Origin of the sequence: Pontibaca salina, from assembly GCF_016307205.1 — a bacterium.
GTDB classification, from domain to species: domain Bacteria; phylum Pseudomonadota; class Alphaproteobacteria; order Rhodobacterales; family Rhodobacteraceae; genus Pontibaca; species Pontibaca salina.
Window position 1 is genome coordinate 123,419 of the sequence record NZ_JAEIJD010000007.1, and the last position, 18,202, is coordinate 141,620.

Sequence of the window (18,202 nt, forward strand, 5' to 3'; positions counted from 1 at the left end):
TTTCAGACCAGAAACAGGGCTGCGGCCTCGGCGTGAATGATGCGGGCAATCAGCGCGCAATCCGCAAGGCTGAAGGTCAGCGGTACGCGCATATCGAGAGTCGCTGCTAAAATCCGATCACTTTTCGGCATCTTCGGCGTTGGCGCATATTGCCAGCTGTCATAGCGCGAGGTGAAACCTGTCGGTTCCGCCGCACCGAACCATTTGAGCTCGACCCCGCGCGCGGCACAGCGCACCAAGAGTTCCTGCACCATCGGTTCGGACCAGTCCAACGCCAGAAACTGGAAGGACGAGCCGACAAATCCTTCACTTTCGGGACGTTCGACCATTGTCAGACCCGGCGCATCACGCAATCCGTTTTCCAACGCGCGATAGCGCTCGTTCCACCGCGTCACCTGCGCAGGCAGGTCGCGCAGTTGCGGCCGCAGGATCGCGGCGCGCAGATTGTCCATCCGTCCCGAAATATTGGGAGTCTCGAACCTTATGTTCTCAAACGTCTCAGGTGGCGGCGCGGCAATGTGGCGCTCATAAAGCATATATGATCCCGACAACATCACCGCGCGGGCGGCAATTTCCGCATCACTCGTGACAAGTAACCCACCCTCGCCCGAGTTGATATGTTTGTAGGTCTGGGTCGAATAACAGCCAACGGCCCCATGCCGCCCTGAGGGCACCCCGCGCCAGGAAGCACCCATTGTATGCGCACAATCCTCGATCACCGTAACGCCCGCCGCGGTGCAGATAGCCATCAGACGATCCATATCACAGATATGCCCGCGCATGTGGGAGAGCATCAGCACATCCGCATGCCCTGCCTTATCTGCCAGATCTTCAAGATCGATGGTCAGCGCCTCGGTCACGTCGACATATACCGGCTGCGCCCCCACGGCCGCAATCGCACCGGGCACCGGTGCCAGCGTGAAAGCGTTGCAAAGCACCGCGTCGCCCGGTTTTACCCCGACCGCACGCAAGGCCGTGGCCAGAGCATACCCGCCCGAAGCCACTGCCAGCGCATATTTCGCGCCGATGAATGCGGCAAATTCCTGCTCCAGCAAGGCGACTTCGCCGGTTTCTCCGGGGGCCTGATTATAACGGTGCAACCGTCCGTGGTGCAGCACATCAAGCGCCGCTGAGATTCCCTCGTCGCTGATCGGTTCCTGCTGGGTGAAATTGCCGGTGAAATTCTCGCTCATGGGCTACCTTTGGCGCGCGCTGCGGGCACCGTCAATAGGAGGCACTCATCCGATCAGATCAGAGACGATACCTGGAAGATCCTCGTACCGATCCAGCAGCGCATCGGGCTCAAGTGCTGCCATATCCTCGCCCGATGGCCCAAAGGTGACCAGAACCGACGGCACGCCAGCCGCGCGGGCAGTGTTGCGGTCGGTATCGCTATCGCCAATCAACACAGAGTGCGCCGGATCTCCTCCCGCGCGGCGCGCCGCCTCGCGCAGGGGTTCGGCATCGGGTTTGCTGACACTCAGCGTATCGGCCCCAACCATCGAGGCGAAGGCATCGCGGATGCCCAGCCGATCCAGCAGCAGTTCGGCCAGCGCCTCAGGCTTGTTGGTACAAATCCCGACCCCATAGCCAGCGGTTTTCAGCGCCGAGATCGCTTCCATCGCACCGGGGTAAACCTTGGTATGGATATCGATGGAGTCGCGATAACACTCCAGAAGCAGGGGGTAATATTGGTCCACCACCGTCGCGTCGAGTTGCTTGAGCCGGGTCAACCCTTCAGTCAGCATGTACCTGCCGCCGCGCAAAGCCACGCCGGCGTCACCGGGATGGAGCAACACATCACCATGACCCATCTCGCGAAAACAGGCATTGGCGGCAGCCAGAAGGTCGCCCGAAGTATCGGCCAGCGTGCCGTCCAGATCAAAGATTACCGTGCGCATAGCAAGTCCTCTTGGCATCAATTCGCGCGCCTTGTTGCAAAGCGCAATCTTGTTTGATCGCCCTTCGGCTTGCGTTGCAAGGGTCTTCGGATAAAACGAACGCGCAGGAAACACAAAGGGAAACCCATGACTATTGCCCTGATCGTTCTGGCCGCAGGCCAGGGCACGAGAATGAATTCGGACCTTCCCAAAGTGCTGCACCCGATTGCCCATGCGCCGATGCTGGCCCATGCGATGCGCGCGGGTGCCGCACTGGACCCGGCCCGCACGATTATCGTTGCAGGGCACGGCGCCGAGGCCGTTGGCGCTGCCGCGACTGACATCAACCCCGACGCGCAAGTCGTTATTCAGCCTGAACAAAACGGCACCGCCGATGCAGTCAATCAGGCGAAGGCGGCCTTGCAGGGTTTCGACGGCGATGCAATCGTTCTCTATGGCGACACGCCGTTCGTGCGCCCCGAAACGTTGGAGCGAATGATTGCCGCCCGCGCCGGTGCCGATCTGGTCGTGCTGGGTTTTCAAGCTGCCGATCCCGGACGTTACGGACGCTTGATCGCACAGGGTGAGGTGTTGGAACGGATCGTCGAGCACAAGGATTCTACAGATGAAGAGCGAGCTGTAACTCTATGCAATAGCGGCCTTATTGCCTGCAATTCTGCGCTCCTGTTCGACTTGATCGCAGAGGTAGGCAACGACAATGCCGCCGGTGAGTTTTACCTTACCGATATCGTTGCACTGGCCAGCGCGCGGGGGTTGCGCGCCACTGTGGTCACCTGCGATGAGTCGGAGACACTGGGTGTCAACTCGCGCACCGAACTGGCCGCCGCAGACGCTGTGTTTCAAGCCCGCGCGCGCGCCGAGGCACTGGAAAACGGCGTTACGTTAATGGCGCCGGAGACGGTTTACTTCGCCCATGATACGATCATCGGGCGCGACACTGTGGTCGAACCGAACGTCGTTTTTGGGCCCGGCGTGACCGTCGAGACCGGGGCCACGATCCGCGCGTTCTCGCATCTGGAAGGTTGTCACGTCAGCCGCGGTGCGATCATCGGTCCCTATGCCCGTTTGCGCCCCGGTGCGGAACTGGCCGAAAACACCCGCGTCGGCAATTTTGTCGAGGTCAAGAACGCTGTGGTGGACGAAGGCGCCAAAATCAATCACCTGTCCTATATTGGCGATGCGCATATCGGCGCGGCCGCAAATATCGGTGCGGGAACGATCACCTGCAATTACGACGGCGTGGCAAAACATCACACCGAGATTGGTTCGCGTGCCTTTATCGGATCGAATACGATGCTGGTTGCTCCGGTCAGCGTTGGCGCCTCTGCCATGACCGCCAGCGGCTCGGTCATTACCCGCGATGTCGAGGCCGATGCGCTGGCGATCGGTCGCGCACCGCAGCAGAACAAGCTCGGCCGCGCTGCACGCCTAATGGAAATGTTAAAGAATAAAAAAGCAAAGGACACAGTATAATGTGCGGTATTGTTGGGGTGGTGGGCAAGCATGAAGCCGCGCCCATTCTTGTCGAAGCGCTGAAGCGGTTGGAATATCGCGGCTATGACAGTGCCGGGATCGCCACCGTGAATGAGGGGCGGCTCGATCGCCGCCGCGCGGTCGGTAAGCTGGCCAATTTAAGTGACCTACTGGTGCATCAGCCGCTGCCCGGTAAAATCGGCATCGGCCACACAAGATGGGCCACCCATGGTGCGCCGTCGGTGAGCAACTCGCATCCTCATCAGGCCGGATCGGTTGCCGTGGTGCACAACGGAATTATTGAGAACTACCGTGAACTGCGCGCCGAACTCGCGGAATTTGGAATCCAGCCGGAAACCGAGACCGATACCGAGATCGTCGCCCAGTTGACCGAACATTACCTGCAGAACGGCGACGCACCGATCGCAGCAGCCTATCGTGCGCTGGATCGTCTGGAGGGCGCTTTTGCGCTGGCCTTCGTGTTCGACGGCCATGACGATCTGATGGTGGTCGCGCGGCAAGGATCGCCCTTGGCCATCGGGCATGGCGATGGGGAGATGTATATCGGCAGCGACGCGATTGCGCTGGCCCCGATGACAAATCAGGTTTCCTATCTTGAAGAAGGCGATCGCGCCGTCCTCTCGCGTGCAGGTGCAACCATCCACGACGCAGCCGGCGCCACGGTCACACGGGAAATCAAAACCATCGCGATTGACGCCGCTCACGTGGATAAAGGCGGGCATAAGCACTTCATGGCGAAGGAGATCAACGAGCAGCCGACGGTGATCGCCGAGGCAATCCGCTGCTACCTTCCGACAGGAAGCAATTCTGTCACGCTTGAAGGGGTTGATCTGGACTTTCGCAACGTCGAGCGGTTGACCATGGTGGCCTGCGGCACTGCTTACTACGCTTGCCTGACCGCGAAATACTGGTTCGAACAATTGGCCGGCCTTCCCGTCGAAGTCGATGTCGCGTCGGAATTTCGCTATCGCGAGCCGCCGATGCCCGCCAAATCGATGGCACTATTCGTCAGCCAGTCCGGTGAAACCGCAGATACGCTCGCCGCGCTGCGCTATTGCACAGGCAAGGTTGATGGCATCCTGTCGGTGGTGAATGCAGCTGAAAGTTCGATCGCGCGCGAAAGCGATATCGCGCTTCCGATCCATGCCGGGGTCGAAATTGGCGTTGCCTCGACCAAGGCGTTTACCTGTCAATTGACCGTCCTGCTGATCTTGGCGCTCAAGGCGGCTTCCGATCGTGGCACGATGGATGAGGCTCAGATTGCCGATCATGTCGCCGCGTTGCGCGGGTTGCCGTCGGCATTGAACACTGCACTTGAACAAAGCGAGGCGATCCGGCGTGCCGCCCTACGGCTGAGCGAAGCGCGCGACGTGCTGTTTCTAGGGCGCGGGATCATGTACCCTCTTGCGATGGAAGGTGCGTTAAAGCTTAAAGAAATCAGCTATATACATGCCGAAGGTTATCCGGCAGGTGAACTTAAGCACGGCCCCATTGCGTTGATTGACAAGAATATGCCCGTCGTGTTCATGACGCCAACCGACGCGCTGTTCGACAAAACCATGTCCAACATGCAAGAGGTCATGGCACGGAAAGGCAAAGTCCTCATGATTTCGGACGCGGCCGGACTTTCTGCGGGCGGGAATGACCTGTGGAATTCAATTGCCATGCCGGAAATTCATGCCAGCCTAACGCCGATTCTCTATGCTTTGCCTGCTCAATTGCTGGCTTATCATACGGCGGTGGCCAAGGGCACAGATGTGGATCAGCCGCGTAATCTGGCGAAATCGGTGACGGTAGAGTGAGCGGGTCGCGGGCGACGCATCGCTAAAGACCTTCGGCAGGCGGGGCACTGGTTGCCCTGCCTGTGATCGCCCTTCTACTCAGGCCCCGTTGCGCCTGAACCGCCTTGCCCAGACCCGATATTTCCCGCGGATTCTTTGATTTATAAGAAGGGCGATCGCACCGATTCGCTCGTAAACAGTGAGGCCGGGCAAGGACAGGATCGAGTTTAGATATTCCCGCGTCAGGCGTCGCGTCGGCCTGCGGTCGGCCTGAATCTCGGGATCAAACCACTTGGCTCTTTCATCCGCTGTCCGGTTGGCACGTTGCGATCCCTTGTCATGCAGCCTGCGCATGAACCGCGGGTCGCCCCCGACCCGGATGATTTTACCCAAAAGCGCACTCTCCACCAGCAGTACATAGTCGGAGCCGATGAAACTGCCGATAAGGCGGGTTTGGCCAAGGGCCTTACGACGAAACATGCCAAAGACCGATGTCACCACCCCCAATTCATCCAGTACCTCGTACATTCGCCGCGGTGCCGATACTGCCGTGCTCTGAACACAGACGGGCACTTCCTCCCGCGTCTCGCAGGTGTTTTCATCAACAAAGGTAAAGGTCGGATACACCAGGAGCGTATCGTGGGTGCTGCGCGCGAACTGTGCCAGACAGGCCGAAAGAAAATCTGGCCCTAGGATGTCGTCATGGGCCAGCCAGTTGAAGTACTCGCCCGCTGCGCAGTGAAATACATAGTTATAGTTCTTTGCGGCACCGATATTGCGGGGATGCCGCACGAATTTTATGCGCGGGTCCTTCTCGGCATAAGCGCGACAAATTTCCGCTGTCTTGTCTGTGGACGCATTGTCCGCGATGATCAGCTCAAAATCCTGAAAATCCTGATCCAGCACCGAGTCGATTGCCTGACCCAGAAAGTCGGCGCCGTTATATACCGGCATACCGATGCTGCACCGTGGCCGTGGCGGGCTGTGGCCGACACCCTTCCCTGTTTCGTTCGAGTGGTCAGTACCTGAGAGCAAATGCTCAGGCGGGGTGCTCTGCTCACAAACTGGATGCCCGCGAGCTTCAGGATTGACATGACATGAGTGAGATTTTGGCTTCGGCTCAGGCATTGTTTGCTGTAGCCCCCGCCTCGCGCCGTCGTCTTATTGGCCACCAACCGTTGGTTCGCAGGAGCACATCAGCAAACAATTGCACACTCGCTTTCAGAACCGGCTGAAAACGGCCGGCTTTGCGGTTCTCAAGACAATCATGCTTTCACCGAGTCACAAACGCGGTTAGATCGCGCTATTCGAGCAGGTCGCCACCTGCTTTTACGCACCGCGATAAGAAATAAGGACCAAGGCAAAGACGACACACGAAGTCTTATCTAGAACCGAACACCAAAGAACCCAACATCGTTACGATTCCTGCAGCCAAATAAACCACATCGGCCGGGAATGTTCAACTGAAAACATCATGTTCCACGCAATTGTGGATAACAGGAGTACAAATGACAGTCTGGTACACTTCCGAACTTGGCTGGTCGAACGGCCAGGATATTTCTAGTCAGTTTTCGTCTGCTCTGCAGAATAACTTCAAAGCGGGTGATACACTTGTAGTCGATGGATCCTACAAAATTTCGGGCGCGAACATGGTTCTTCCCGAAAACTTCACCCTGACCGCTACCAAGGGCGGTGGATTCGATGTCAAGACGACGGCGACCGACACATCGGGACTGTTCATCCTGTCCGATGGTGTCACCGTCAACAACATGACATTCACGGCAAACAGCGCCCCAAATACAAACTATAGCGCGACCAATCCGAAATCTGGGACCGATTATCACGGAAAACGAGTGCTCGTCGTCTCAGGCGACGACGTGACCATCTCGAATAGCTCATTTTCCGACAACGTCGCCATGCATGTCGATGTCCGCGGTGGTAACAATCTGACGGTTTCCGACACTGTTTTTGACGGCGCGTTCTACCAGTTGCGGCTCGTGGGCGGTGCCGACGACGCGCAGATTCTCAAGAGCCATTTCAAGAACTCGCTCGGCGATGGCATCAAAACCGAACGTCAGGGCGATGCCGGGCCGCAGCGGACCAAGGTGCTGGACAGCATGTTCGAGGACAATGCGCGGGACGGAATTGACACCGCCGGCGGGTTCAAAGACGGTTATGTTGGCAACAGCGTGTTCTACAGCAACGGCGTCAGCGGTATGGACATCAAGACCATACTCGAACGTCAGTCCGACCTCAGCCCTAATATATCCTCTTCGGGTATCCGAGTTGAGAACAGCAAGTTCATCGACAGCCCGAACGGGGTAGTTGTGACGATGCTTGACCGGATGAACGCACTGAACGCGAACAATGCCGATTCCCTGATGCCGCATGACATAGTGGTGACGGATTCGACGTTTGAGGACACCGGGCGCGCGTTCTTGATCAAAGACGGTCACCACATCAACTGGGAAAACCTGACATTCCGTGGTGACGTCACCGAGATGCGCCTGATGAATGCAGAGGCACCTAACGGCTGGAAAGCCCATAACATCGGCGGAACGGTTACTGAGCGAGGCGATGCGCAAAACCTCTCCCCGGACCAGCTTTGGTCGCACAATGTTGGGCCGACCGATGGCAATACGGTTGTAGACCCGACCCCAGAGCCCGAACCGCAGCCGGAGCCGCAGCCACAGCCCGAACCAGAGCCGCAGCCTGAGCCAACACCTGAGCCCACGCCCGGACCCAATCAGAACATCCTGTTCGAGCGTGGCGGCGATCTGCAGCTCAACGGCAATCGCAGCAGCGTGGCCGAGTACGCGCCAACCGAAGCACTGCAAACAGAGGCGGCGACCATTTCGTTCTCGTTCAATGCTGATCAGGTCCAACGTTCGATGGGGCTGGTTTCCAAAGACGCTTACGGGCTCGAGCAAAATGATGGGCACTTTGTGAGCTATATCAACAACGGCACGCTATATGTCCGCTTCCAGGAAGGTACCGAATCCGAGACCTTCATGGTTAAAGGCATTCAGGCGAATACCGACTATGACGTCACCACGAGCTTCGGTGACGGAAAAGTCGCGCTTTGGCTAGATGGAGAGCTGGTTGACGAACGTGCGTTCGACTTCTCTTGGGCCGAGAACGGCGAGTACCTGCAGATTGGCGCCAATGGCTGGGCCAGCAAATCCGGCGAGGCCGGGTTCCGCGATGTGTTCAGCGGCACCATTTCCGACGTGACCATCACCGATGGATCCGCCACCGACAGTGCGCCGGAACCGCAGCCCGAACCTCAGCCGCAACCGGAGCCACAGCCTGAACCGCAGCCGGTGCCACAGCCCGAGCCAGAGCCGCAGCCTGAGCCAACGCCCGAGCCCACGCCCGGACCCAATCAGAACATCCTGTTCGAGCGTGGCGGCGATTTGCAGCTCAACGGCAATCGCAGCAACGTGGCCGAGTACGCGCCAACCGAAGAACTGCAAACTGAGGCGGCGACCATTTCGTTCTCGTTCAATGCTGATCAGGTCCAACGTTCAATGGGGCTGGTTTCCAAAGACGCCTATGGGATCGAGCAGAACGACGGTCACTTCGTGAGCTATATCAGCAACGGAAATCTGTATGTCCGCTTCCAGGAAGGTACGGAATCCGAAACCTTTGTAATCAAAGGCATCCAAGCGAATACCGACTATGACGTGACCACAAGCTTCGGTGACGGAAAAGTCGCGCTTTGGCTAGATGGAGAACTGGTCGATGAACGTTCGTTCGACTTCTCTTGGGCCGAGAACGGCGAGTACCTGCAGATTGGTGCCAATGGCTGGGCCAGCAAATCAGGCGAAGCCGGGTTCCGCGATGTGTTCAGCGGCACCATCTCCGACGTGACCATCACCGATGGATACGCCTCTGACAGCGCACCAGCAGCACAGCCGTTGGTTATGGACTCCGAGCCCGAGCTTGAGCTGGTGTCGATGAGCGACCCCGACACTGTCGGCGGTGATGAGATCCAACCAGGCGCGGACGATCCCGTCACGACCGGTACCGAAGTGGCCGACACTCAGCCGACTCAGGTCCCGGACAATTCCGTAACGGCAGAAGACGCCGACTACGGAACGCCGCCAAACGAGATCGCCTTCAATTACTTTGACACCGATCAGTTCCTGTTCTGATCCAATTCGCCGGGGCAGAGCCTTGCCCTGCCCCGGCGCGATAGTCCGGTCGCACGCGCCCGTGCCAGCGACGCATTGGCAATTCGCGATCCGGCGTTCGCACAATCGACTACATCGGATATTCTCACTCTCTGCCTCACTCGCGGAACGCCCGATTGAAGTAATCCGATACCGGCTTCACCAGATAATCCAGCGGAGTGCGATCACTGGTCCGTAGATAGGCCTCGACCGGCATGCCCGGCAGCAGGATCTTGCCCCCCAGCTTGGTCAACTCGCCCTCATCGGGCAAAACTTCCACCTGATAATAGGTCTGCCCTGTCGCCTTGTCCGTGAACGCATCGGGCGAGACCCGAACGATATGTGCCAAGAGCTCAGGTGTCGTGCGTACATCAAAGGTCGGCAGGCGCAAGGTGACCGGCTGCTCGGGATAGACCTGATCAATATGAATGGGGTCGACGCGGGCATGAATCACCAGCGGCCGATCCTGCGGAATCAGATAGAGAACCGGATCCGCCGGGCGAATTACCGAACGTTCGGCGAAAACCTGCATATCATAAACGATACCCGCGACCGGTGCGATAATGACCAGCCGTGACAACTGCTCGCTTACGGCGCGATATTGCTCGGCCAATTCCAACTGGCGAAACCGCAGATCGCGCAGTTCGGTTATAGCTTGCTCGCGGGCACTGGTTGCCAGTTTGAGGACTTCCAGGTCGATCTCGGTCGACCGTCCCTGCAATTCGGCAGTGGTCGCTGTGGACTCGCCGATCTGACCCATCAGTCCGGCCTCTTCGCGCTGTAGCGCCAGCACACGAGGTGCCTGTGCCAAGCCACGATCCAGTAGGCTCTGCTGCGACTCCAATTCCTCACGGATGAAGCCTAGCTGAAGCGTTAGCGCCTCAAGCTGTGCCTCTATCCCGCTAATCTGGCTGGCGATTTGGTCCTTACGACGCTCCAATTGATCGATCTCGCGCTCGCGCGATGCGGCACGGGCAGCGAATAGGCTGCGCTGGCCCTCAACCAGTTCGGCGATATCGGAGCGCTCCGCCGCCGCTTGTTCGAGGTCGTTCGGAAATGATATCTCATCCGCCTCGTCGCGTTCGGCTATGAGGCGGGCCGCGCGTGCCTCGATTTCGAAAAGTTGAGTGCGCAGAATGTCCGCGTTCGAGCGCAACACGTTTGGGTCAAGCCGCAGCAGATCATCACCTGCCTGAACCATATCGCCCTCTCGCACGAGAATTTCGCTTACGACACCGCCATCCGGATGCTGGACGACCTGGCGGTTGCTTTCAACCGCGACCCGCCCCGAGGCGATGATGGCCCCCGAGATATTCGCTGTCACAGCCCACGATCCAAATCCGCCGACAAGAACCAGCAAGCCCGCCAGCCCGAGCATTAGCGGTCTGCGGGCTGTCCAGCGCGTTCCTGATGACCCAAACGCGTCCTGCAGGCCGGTCATTGGACACTCTCCGGTTGAACCGTGCGGGCGATTTCGGAATGGTTGCGGACCACCTTTTTCAAAACCTCGTCACGTGGTCCAAATGCGACGCGGGCGCCATGCTCCAACATCAATAGCGTATCGCATTCCTGTATCGCGGCTGGGCGGTGCGCGATGGTAATGATCGAGCCACCAGCCTCCTTCATGGTGCGGATAGCGCTGTTCAGGGCGACCGTACCGGCGTTGTCCAGGTTCGAATTCGGCTCATCCAGAACCAGAATGACCGGATCTCCGAACATGGCCCGGGCCAGACCGATGCGCTGGATCTGCCCGCCGGACAATCGGCCACCCACGGCTGAAACCTGCGTATCATAACCTTGCGATTGCTCCAGGATCATCTCGTGCGCTCCCGCTTTCTTGGCGGCCGCGACAACCTTCGCCGGATCTGGCTCAAGCTGCAGGCGCGCAATATTCTCGGCAATCGTGCCGTCGAAAAGGGTAACCGTCTGCGGCAGGTAGCCGACATAACTGCCCAACACATCCGGTTCGTACTGGTCAAGCGCTGCCCCATCAAGCCGCAGCCGCCCACCGGCCGGAACCCATGCGCCGGTGATCGCCTTGGCCAATGAAGACTTGCCCGCCCCAGAGGTCCCGATCACACCCATCGCCTCCCCAGGTTTCAGAGTGAAAGACAGATTCCGCAACGATGCCTGCGTGGCGCCGGGCGGTATAACTGTCACGTTTTCGGCCGTAAGCCGCGCCTTGGGGCGGGGCAGTGACGTGCGGGGCAGATCCGGCGGGATCTGATCCAACAGCTCAATCACCGACGCGCGCCCCCGGCGCGCGGCATCAACTAACTGCCACTGGCCGATCACCATCTCGATCGGTGCCAAGGCCCGGCCCAGCAGGATCGAGCCCGCAATCATCGCGCCCGCTGTCATCTCGCCCTGCAGGACCAGCCAGGCCCCTAGGCCCAGCATTGCAGACTGCAAAAATAGGCGCAAAGTCTTGATCGTGACAGTGAAGAACCCCGAACTGTCCGAAAAATCGATCGATTGCGCCAGCGACCTGCGCCGCGCGCCCATCCAGCGCGTAAACGCCGCGCCGCGCATACCCAGTGACTGCACCAGTTCTGCTTCGGAGGCCAGTTGCTGTGCCGTCAGTTCGGCACCCGCTGTGGCCGCATTGGCCTGCGCCATCGGACCAGAAGTTACCCATTTGTTGATCAGCGCGAGACAAATCAGGAGCGCCCCCCCACAAATCGCCAAGAATCCCAAGTAAGGATGAAAGACAAAGATTGCCGCCACGAAAAGCGGGATCCACGGGATATCGAACAACGCCAGAAATACCGGCGAGGACAACAACCTCTGCACCGCTTCGAGATCGCGCAGAGGATTGCGCCCCCCCGTGCCCCCCGGCGTTCGGGCGGCACGTTTCAAATGGGCAGCAAAGACACGCCCGTCCAACGCCGATTGAAACCGCGCACCGACGCGCGCCATGACCCGTCCGCGGGCATGATCCAGCACGCCCATCATCAGAAATAGAAAGGCGACCAGCACCGACAGCGCGACCAGTGTCTCCTCCGATCGTGCCCCAAGCACGCGATCATAGACCTGCAGCATATATAGTGGTCCGGTCAGCATCAGCGCGTTCACCGCAATGGAGAAAACGAACACCGCGATGAGCAGGCTCTTCGCCCGGCGATGTATGGCACTGACCTCTTGGGCTCCGCTAGGACGGCTGCCGAGGTTGGGGGTTCGCATATGTTACCGACTCCGCTGGATTAGGATGGGGTGTGTATAACACGAGGAGGTTGAGCAATGCTGCAATTTCGAGCGGTGATCGGTTCACAGTGTCGTTCCCCAGCCAATAACGCCCATCAGATTCCGTCGAAAAAAATCGAAAAGGACTCACGGTTTTCCTCAAAGTATGTTACATATATTAGATCAGGTTCGGAAGCACTGCCAGTGGCGGATGCCCTTTCTGGACAGACCCATATATTGAAATAAAAAAGTGACACGAACGCGCCCAACTCATCTCGGAGGTGGGTATGATTTCTGCGCCCCGTGAATTGCTGATGCTGACCAGGGCATTTTGCGTCACAGTTATTAATTGGTCGATTTCGCAAGGAATCGTGCCGCGAAAGGTGGTCAACCCGAAATACCTGAATTCAACACGTCACAGATGCTTTGTGTTGGCCAGCTCTTACGCCGCATTCAGTGCTCCCAGCAATACCCGCGGATTCGCTGAACGATGGGTGAATCCTTCGCAAAGTGACGCCCGAAGTTAGCGGGATTGTAAGTTATAAAAAGGAGTTTCTCCACTTAGTAAGTCGCTAATTTTTAGGAATTATTGAGGCCGCAGGTGCCTGTTATTATGGAAAAGAAGCTGGATTCGGGCCAAGTCTTTGACGACACACGTGAGTGTGAGCCCGGTGCCCTCGATCCGGCCGCTTCAGCACAACAAGGCTTATACCGCACTACCAAACGAATTTTCGACATCACCTTTTCTCTTGCCATGCTGATGCCGCTGCTCCTTCTTTGCGGTATTGTGTTCGGCCTCAATATGTTCTGGAATCCGGGCCCGCTATTCTTCCGTCAATTGCGCAAAGGCAAAGACGGCAAGGGCTTCATGATCATTAAGTTCCGCTCGATGGCCCCCACGGATAAGCGAACGCGCTATGCCGATGACCCGCTCGAAACATCGCGAGTGACACCACTGGGGCACATCCTGCGCGCGAGCGAAATGGACGAGCTTCCACAAATCTTTAACATACTCATGGGCGAGATGAGTCTCGTTGGCCCGCGACCTGAAATCTTCGAGTTCGCGGAAACCTATGAATCATTTATTCCCAATTACGCCATGCGTGAGGCTGTTCGCCCGGGCGTAACTGGGTACGCCCAGGTAATGCAAGGATATACCGACACGATTGAAATGGTACGGCGCAAAACCGAATTGGACCTTCATTACGTGCGCAATATGAGTTGGCGTTTCGACCTGCGCATTCTGATCAAAACGGTGGCATTGGTCTTTCACCTTCCAAAGATACGATAGGGGATAAGCGCAATGCCGTTAAAGCAAAACGGAGCTGCCTGTAACAAATGAAGAATTTGACCACGGCAATTACGATACTGACCCGAGCTGAGCTTCGGTCGGCAGTTTTACTCCTGCCATTGATCGTTCTCAGCGGACTGTTCGACATGATCGGCGTGGCGCTGGTGTTTCCGTTCCTGAAGTTGCTCAGTGAACCGGAACTCATCGCGACAAATGAGCGGCTGTCCCAGATATACGAATTTGGTGGCTTTCAATCTGAAGACAGTTTTGTGGTGTTCCTTGGCATGGCGTTTATCGGGCTGCTTCTTGTCGGATCGGCCTTCAAAATCACTGCGGTTTATGCCGCAAATCGCTGGCTTGAGGGGCGCGTACACAGCCTGTCGCAACGTTTGTTGACGGTCTACTTGCGCCAGCCTTACGAGTTCATGCTTAAACGACACAGCAGCGAACTTGTCGCCACCATGCTCTCCGAAACCGGTCGGATCGTATCCCAAGTCTATCGGGCGATTTCCGAGTTCGTGATGTCGTTTATCGTACTGCTTTTCATGCTGGCGCTTCTGTTCATCGTTGATGCCCGCATGACTTTGTTGGCAATCGGCGTATTTGCCGGCGTTTATACAGTCATGCTGATCGTGGTGCGCCGGACCACGACCCGGCTTGGCGACACTATCCTGAAATCCAACCGCATGCGCCACCGTATCGCATGGGAGGCGCTGGCAGGTGGCAAGCAGGTGCGCCTGCTTAACCGGGAAAGCTCTCTGGTAAACAGCTATTCCGTACCTTCGCATGAATTTGCTTCGGCCACTGCGCTTTCTAACACCGTACGTCAGGCCCCCCGACATATTGTTGAAGCCGTGACGATCGGCGGTACCGTCATTCTGACGCTTGCGCTGATGATGCAGAGCGGCGGACTGGGGACCCATGCAATGGCAGCGATCGTGCCGATGCTTGGGGTATTCGCCCTTGGTGTCCTGCGAATGATGCCGGCCTTTCAGCGCGGTTATAACGCTATTGTCTCCCTCCGGTTGAGCAGTGTTTCAGCCGAGGCTATCCAGAGGGACTTGGCCGGTTCGCAAACTTTGCCAACATTGCCGCAAGGAGCAGTCGAACCGCTGCGATTTCACCAAAGTCTCGAACTGCGCAATGTGTCGTTCCGCTATCCCGGCACCACAGTGCGCAGTCTTAAAAACCTCAATCTCAGGATAGACTCGGGAATGTCGGTCGGTGTCGTCGGGCGAACCGGGGCGGGCAAAACCACGCTAATGGACCTTGTTCTTGGGCTTCTGCACCCAACAAAAGGCGAGATCTTGATCGATGGAAAAGTGCTGGACCCGAAGGAACAGCGCGCCTGGCGGGCGAATGTTGGCTATGTCCAGCAGGATATTTTCCTCAGCGATGCGAGCATCGCGCAGAATATCGCTTTTGGGGTGCCCGATGACGAGATCGACCGGGATCGTCTCGTTTCGGCAGCGCGGGTGGCGCAAATCGAGAGGTTCATTCTCGACGAGTTGCCCGATGGTTTCGAAACCTTGGTCGGCGAACGCGGCGTACGGCTGTCCGGCGGGCAACGGCAACGCATCAGCATCGCCCGCGCCCTTTATACCGAGCCCGAGGTCATCGTTTTTGACGAGGCGACCAGTGCGTTGGACACCAATACCGAAGCGCTGGTGATGGAGGAGATCGCAAAACTTGCCGGCCAGCGGACATTGCTGATGGTCGCACACCGCCACTCGACCGTGAAGGATTGCGATCTGATCGTGACTTTGGATGCGGGCGAGATCACACGTCTGGGCAGTTACGCCGATCTTGTTGCCACCGAAGCGCTGCCGCACCTCGTGGCAAGCAACGAGCGTTAGGGGCAGGAATGAACATGATCTGTGTAATCCCCCCTGCCCGCCACAACGAGCGCCTCCGGTCGATACCAGGACGGAATGGATCATGATAAATGTGGCGTTCGGATCGGTCCCCAAGGATGGCGGCACGTTCACCTTCTACCGCACGCTTCGGCCGGCACTGGTCAGTCACGGGATCAATCTCAGATGCGTTACGGTTGGTTGCACCCAGTCAGAGCTAACCGACCCCGCCTTTGTAGATGATGGCTGCGTGCTGCTCGCTTCTCATAGCAAACAACTGAAAACACAGGCTCGAATCTTCGCTGATTGGTGCGAAAACGAACGTATAGACATCGTTTTCGGTGTGAACTCGCCTGCGATCCTCAGCGCCATCCCGCACCTGCATCCAAGGATTCGCGTGCTCGCACGCTGTGCCAACGGGTTTGACGAAGGCTATCGGCTGACCCTGATTGGCAGCGAACAACTGATGCGTATCGTCGCTCTTACACCGCGGTTGCGCGATGATCTGGTCAATCAATACGGCGTCGATCCCGCGCGCATCGCGCTCATTCCCAACGGCGCGACCCCCGCGCGTTTCACGGAGCGAACCGGCCCCAGTCAAAAGGCGGACAAACTGTCGCTCGGTTTTCTCGGGCGGCTTGAACATGGCCAGAAAGGCGTCATGCACATCCCGCCGATTCTGGACCGGTTGGAACGGCTGGGCATTGAATATCACCTGTCGATTGCCGGTAAAGGCCGGGACGAAAACCGGCTGCGTCACATGCTGGCAAGGCAGATTGCCGCGGGCCAGATCGACTTCGCTGGCATTCTCGGGCCAAAAGAGGTGCCCGATTTTTTGGGCGCGATCGATGTTTTCCTGTTCCCCTCGCATTTCGAGGGGTGCCCGAACGCCCTGTTAGAGGCGATGATGGCCGGTGCGGTCCCGGTTGCATGGCATCTGCCCGGAATTACTGATTTTCTTCTCAGAAACGGTGAGACCGGTTGCCTTGCCGAGACCGGTGACACCGAGGCCTTTGCCGCTGCCATCGCGGGCTTGGGGCGCGATCCTGTCCGACGGCAAGCCATGAGTCAGGCCGTTGCCAGCGACGCGCGCCGGCGGTTTTCAAGTGCGATCTGTGCACAAGCTTACGGCGATTTGTTCAACAAGATCATGGAAGAGGCCGCGCCCGATTGGACGCCGCTGCCTTGGTCCCGCTTTGAACCGGACCCGATGTTTCGTGAAAAGCTGCTCACACGACTTTTGCCGGCCCGGCAGAAAAAGACGCTGCGCAACCTCGCCACTCGGCTGCGCCGCAAGAGTGTGAAATCTGCTTCGGTCAATTGTCCAGTGCGGGGCGCAAACGGGCTGCGGATTCACCAAATTATCAACGGGTTTGATGTGGCAGACGGCGGCGCGCAGCGCATGGCACGGGAATTGCACCGGGGCCTGCGCGCGCAAGGGATCGACGCCCATCTCGTCGCCTTGGAAACCTGTGCTGATCACGGCGAAGGCGAGGTTTCACTGGGCTTATCCAGCAGCTACGATCCGCGCGGCCTGACCCGGCTGAGCCACTATGCAAAACAGATCGCGCCGGGAGATATCATCCATGTGCACCTGTTTCCGGCCAGCGCCCATGTCGCAACCCTTGCCCGGGGCGGACGTCTGCATGGGCCGCTTGTCTTTACCGAGCACAGCACTTCAAACCGGCGCAGAGAGAGCCTAGTCGGCAGCTTGGTTGACCGCCAAGTATATCCCGCGTTCGACCGCATCATTGCAATCAGCACCGGCGTTCAAGACCGATTGTTGCAAGCGCGGCCCTGGCTGACCGGCGATGTCACTGTCATCGAAAACGGTTGCCGTCTACTTTTTGACCGCCCGGTCAGGCACAAGGCCGGGCCGGGTCCGCTTCGGCTGCTGTCGGTCGGGCGGCTTGTGCCAGCAAAGAACTTCGAGGCGGCTCTCAAGGCTCTTGCGCGGCTGGCCGATCAGAATATCCACTATACCATCGTCGGCGATGGGCCGGAGCGCGCTGCGCTGGAAGATCTGGCCACCCGTCTTGGGGTACAGGTCCGCGTGGAATTCGCCGGCTATGTCAGCGATATCCGCGACCATCTGCGCAAGGCCGATATCTTTCTCATGCCCTCAAACTGGGAAGGCTTCGGTCTGGCCGCCGTCGAGGCCATGAACGCGTCCCTCCCCATCATTGCGGCGGATGTTCCGGGCCTGCGCGACGTATTGAACCTTGACGCGGCGACTCTCGTCGATCCGCAAGACCCCGACGATATTGCCGCAGCCATCCGGCACCTTACCAATGATCCGGCCCGCTGCAGGGCCATGGGTCAGCATGGTTTTGAACGGGCCAAATCTTTCGGCATGCAAACCTTCATCCAGCGCCATGTCGAGCTTTACCAATCTTTTTCAGATCGGCATTCCCATGGAACATAGGGCCACGATCAGCAAAACACCGGGCGTCGGCCTCTTTGCACTGTTCGTGTTCCTGCTGGTCGCGGTGCCACGTCTGAATGTCAAATTTGGGCCACTTCC

At 58.2% G+C, this 18,202-nt stretch carries 11 protein-coding genes; 6 read left to right on the top strand and 5 right to left on the bottom strand.

What is annotated here, in order from left to right:
* Positions 1-2 precede the first annotated feature (2 nt).
* Positions 3-1,193, bottom strand: a complete 1,191-nt coding sequence (locus tag JAO82_RS10150) for a DegT/DnrJ/EryC1/StrS family aminotransferase (protein ID WP_198686264.1) — start codon at positions 1,191-1,193, stop codon at positions 3-5.
* Positions 1,194-1,238: 45 nt separating this feature from the next.
* The gene (locus JAO82_RS10155; RefSeq protein WP_198686265.1) at positions 1,239-1,901 is read right to left on the bottom strand and encodes an HAD-IA family hydrolase; all 663 of its coding nucleotides are present in this window, start codon (positions 1,899-1,901) and stop codon (positions 1,239-1,241) included.
* 126 nt (positions 1,902-2,027) lie between these two features.
* Between JAO82_RS10155 and glmU the strand changes: the two genes are divergently transcribed.
* Both glmU and glmS read left to right on the top strand, forming a co-directional pair.
* Positions 2,028-3,374: a bifunctional UDP-N-acetylglucosamine diphosphorylase/glucosamine-1-phosphate N-acetyltransferase GlmU gene (gene glmU / locus JAO82_RS10160; protein WP_198686266.1), complete on the top strand. Its 1,347-nt coding sequence runs from the start codon at positions 2,028-2,030 to the stop codon at positions 3,372-3,374.
* A complete protein-coding gene (gene glmS, locus JAO82_RS10165) occupies positions 3,374-5,197 on the top strand; it encodes a glutamine--fructose-6-phosphate transaminase (isomerizing) (RefSeq protein ID WP_198686267.1) in 1,824 nt (607 codons plus the stop codon). The genes glmU and glmS overlap by 1 nt, the downstream gene beginning before the upstream one ends.
* 78 nt (positions 5,198-5,275) lie before the next feature.
* Here glmS and JAO82_RS10170 read toward each other — a convergent pair whose 3' ends face one another.
* Complete coding sequence (locus tag JAO82_RS10170) at positions 5,276-6,304, bottom strand: glycosyltransferase family 2 protein (RefSeq protein ID WP_269812821.1); 1,029 nt, start codon at positions 6,302-6,304, stop codon at positions 5,276-5,278.
* A 380-nt stretch (positions 6,305-6,684) separates the two neighbouring features.
* On the opposite strand from JAO82_RS10170, the gene JAO82_RS10175 reads away from it, so the two are divergent.
* Positions 6,685-9,333 (top strand): right-handed parallel beta-helix repeat-containing protein, encoded by a 2,649-nt coding sequence (locus tag JAO82_RS10175; protein WP_198686269.1) that lies wholly within the window; start codon positions 6,685-6,687, stop codon positions 9,331-9,333.
* 136 nt (positions 9,334-9,469) lie between these two features.
* On the opposite strand, the gene JAO82_RS10180 is transcribed toward JAO82_RS10175, so the two are convergent.
* Together JAO82_RS10180 and JAO82_RS10185 are read right to left on the bottom strand one after the other, a co-directional pair.
* The gene (locus JAO82_RS10180; protein ID WP_198686270.1) at positions 9,470-10,792 is read right to left on the bottom strand and encodes an HlyD family type I secretion periplasmic adaptor subunit; all 1,323 of its coding nucleotides are present in this window, start codon (positions 10,790-10,792) and stop codon (positions 9,470-9,472) included.
* Positions 10,789-12,534, bottom strand: coding sequence for a type I secretion system permease/ATPase (locus JAO82_RS10185; protein WP_198686271.1), 1,746 nt, complete (start codon positions 12,532-12,534; stop codon positions 10,789-10,791). The genes JAO82_RS10180 and JAO82_RS10185 overlap by 4 nt, the downstream gene beginning before the upstream one ends.
* A gap of 613 nt (positions 12,535-13,147) precedes the next feature.
* On the opposite strand from JAO82_RS10185, the gene JAO82_RS10190 reads away from it, so the two are divergent.
* The 3 genes from JAO82_RS10190 to JAO82_RS10200 all read left to right on the top strand — a co-directional run bounded on the left by JAO82_RS10190 (position 13,148) and on the right by JAO82_RS10200 (position 18,103).
* Entirely contained in the window at positions 13,148-13,825 is a 678-nt protein-coding gene (locus tag JAO82_RS10190) for a sugar transferase (RefSeq protein ID WP_198686272.1), read from the top strand.
* Between the two features lie 47 nt (positions 13,826-13,872).
* Positions 13,873-15,681, top strand: a complete 1,809-nt coding sequence (locus JAO82_RS10195) for an ABC transporter ATP-binding protein (RefSeq protein ID WP_198686273.1) — start codon at positions 13,873-13,875, stop codon at positions 15,679-15,681.
* An 82-nt stretch (positions 15,682-15,763) separates the two neighbouring features.
* Complete coding sequence (locus JAO82_RS10200) at positions 15,764-18,103, top strand: glycosyltransferase family 4 protein (protein ID WP_198686274.1); 2,340 nt, start codon at positions 15,764-15,766, stop codon at positions 18,101-18,103.
* Positions 18,104-18,202 lie beyond the last annotated feature (99 nt).

What these genes read in the sequence shown, in the direction of transcription:
- JAO82_RS10170 (WP_269812821.1), bottom strand. Translation starts at nt 6,304, where the DNA reads ATGCCTGAGCCGAAGCCAAAATCTCACTCATGTCATGTCAATCCTGAA.
- JAO82_RS10150 (WP_198686264.1), bottom strand. Translation starts at nt 1,193, where the DNA reads ATGAGCGAGAATTTCACCGGCAATTTCACCCAGCAGGAACCGATCAGC.
- JAO82_RS10185 (WP_198686271.1), bottom strand. Translation starts at nt 12,534, where the DNA reads ATGCGAACCCCCAACCTCGGCAGCCGTCCTAGCGGAGCCCAAGAGGTC.
- JAO82_RS10175 (WP_198686269.1), top strand. Translation starts at nt 6,685, where the DNA reads ATGACAGTCTGGTACACTTCCGAACTTGGCTGGTCGAACGGCCAGGAT.
- JAO82_RS10190 (WP_198686272.1), top strand. Translation starts at nt 13,148, where the DNA reads ATGGAAAAGAAGCTGGATTCGGGCCAAGTCTTTGACGACACACGTGAG.
- JAO82_RS10155 (WP_198686265.1), bottom strand. Translation starts at nt 1,901, where the DNA reads ATGCGCACGGTAATCTTTGATCTGGACGGCACGCTGGCCGATACTTCG.
- JAO82_RS10200 (WP_198686274.1), top strand. Translation starts at nt 15,764, where the DNA reads ATGATAAATGTGGCGTTCGGATCGGTCCCCAAGGATGGCGGCACGTTC.
- glmS (WP_198686267.1), top strand. Translation starts at nt 3,374, where the DNA reads ATGTGCGGTATTGTTGGGGTGGTGGGCAAGCATGAAGCCGCGCCCATT.
- glmU (WP_198686266.1), top strand. Translation starts at nt 2,028, where the DNA reads ATGACTATTGCCCTGATCGTTCTGGCCGCAGGCCAGGGCACGAGAATG.
- JAO82_RS10180 (WP_198686270.1), bottom strand. Translation starts at nt 10,792, where the DNA reads ATGACCGGCCTGCAGGACGCGTTTGGGTCATCAGGAACGCGCTGGACA.
- JAO82_RS10195 (WP_198686273.1), top strand. Translation starts at nt 13,873, where the DNA reads ATGAAGAATTTGACCACGGCAATTACGATACTGACCCGAGCTGAGCTT.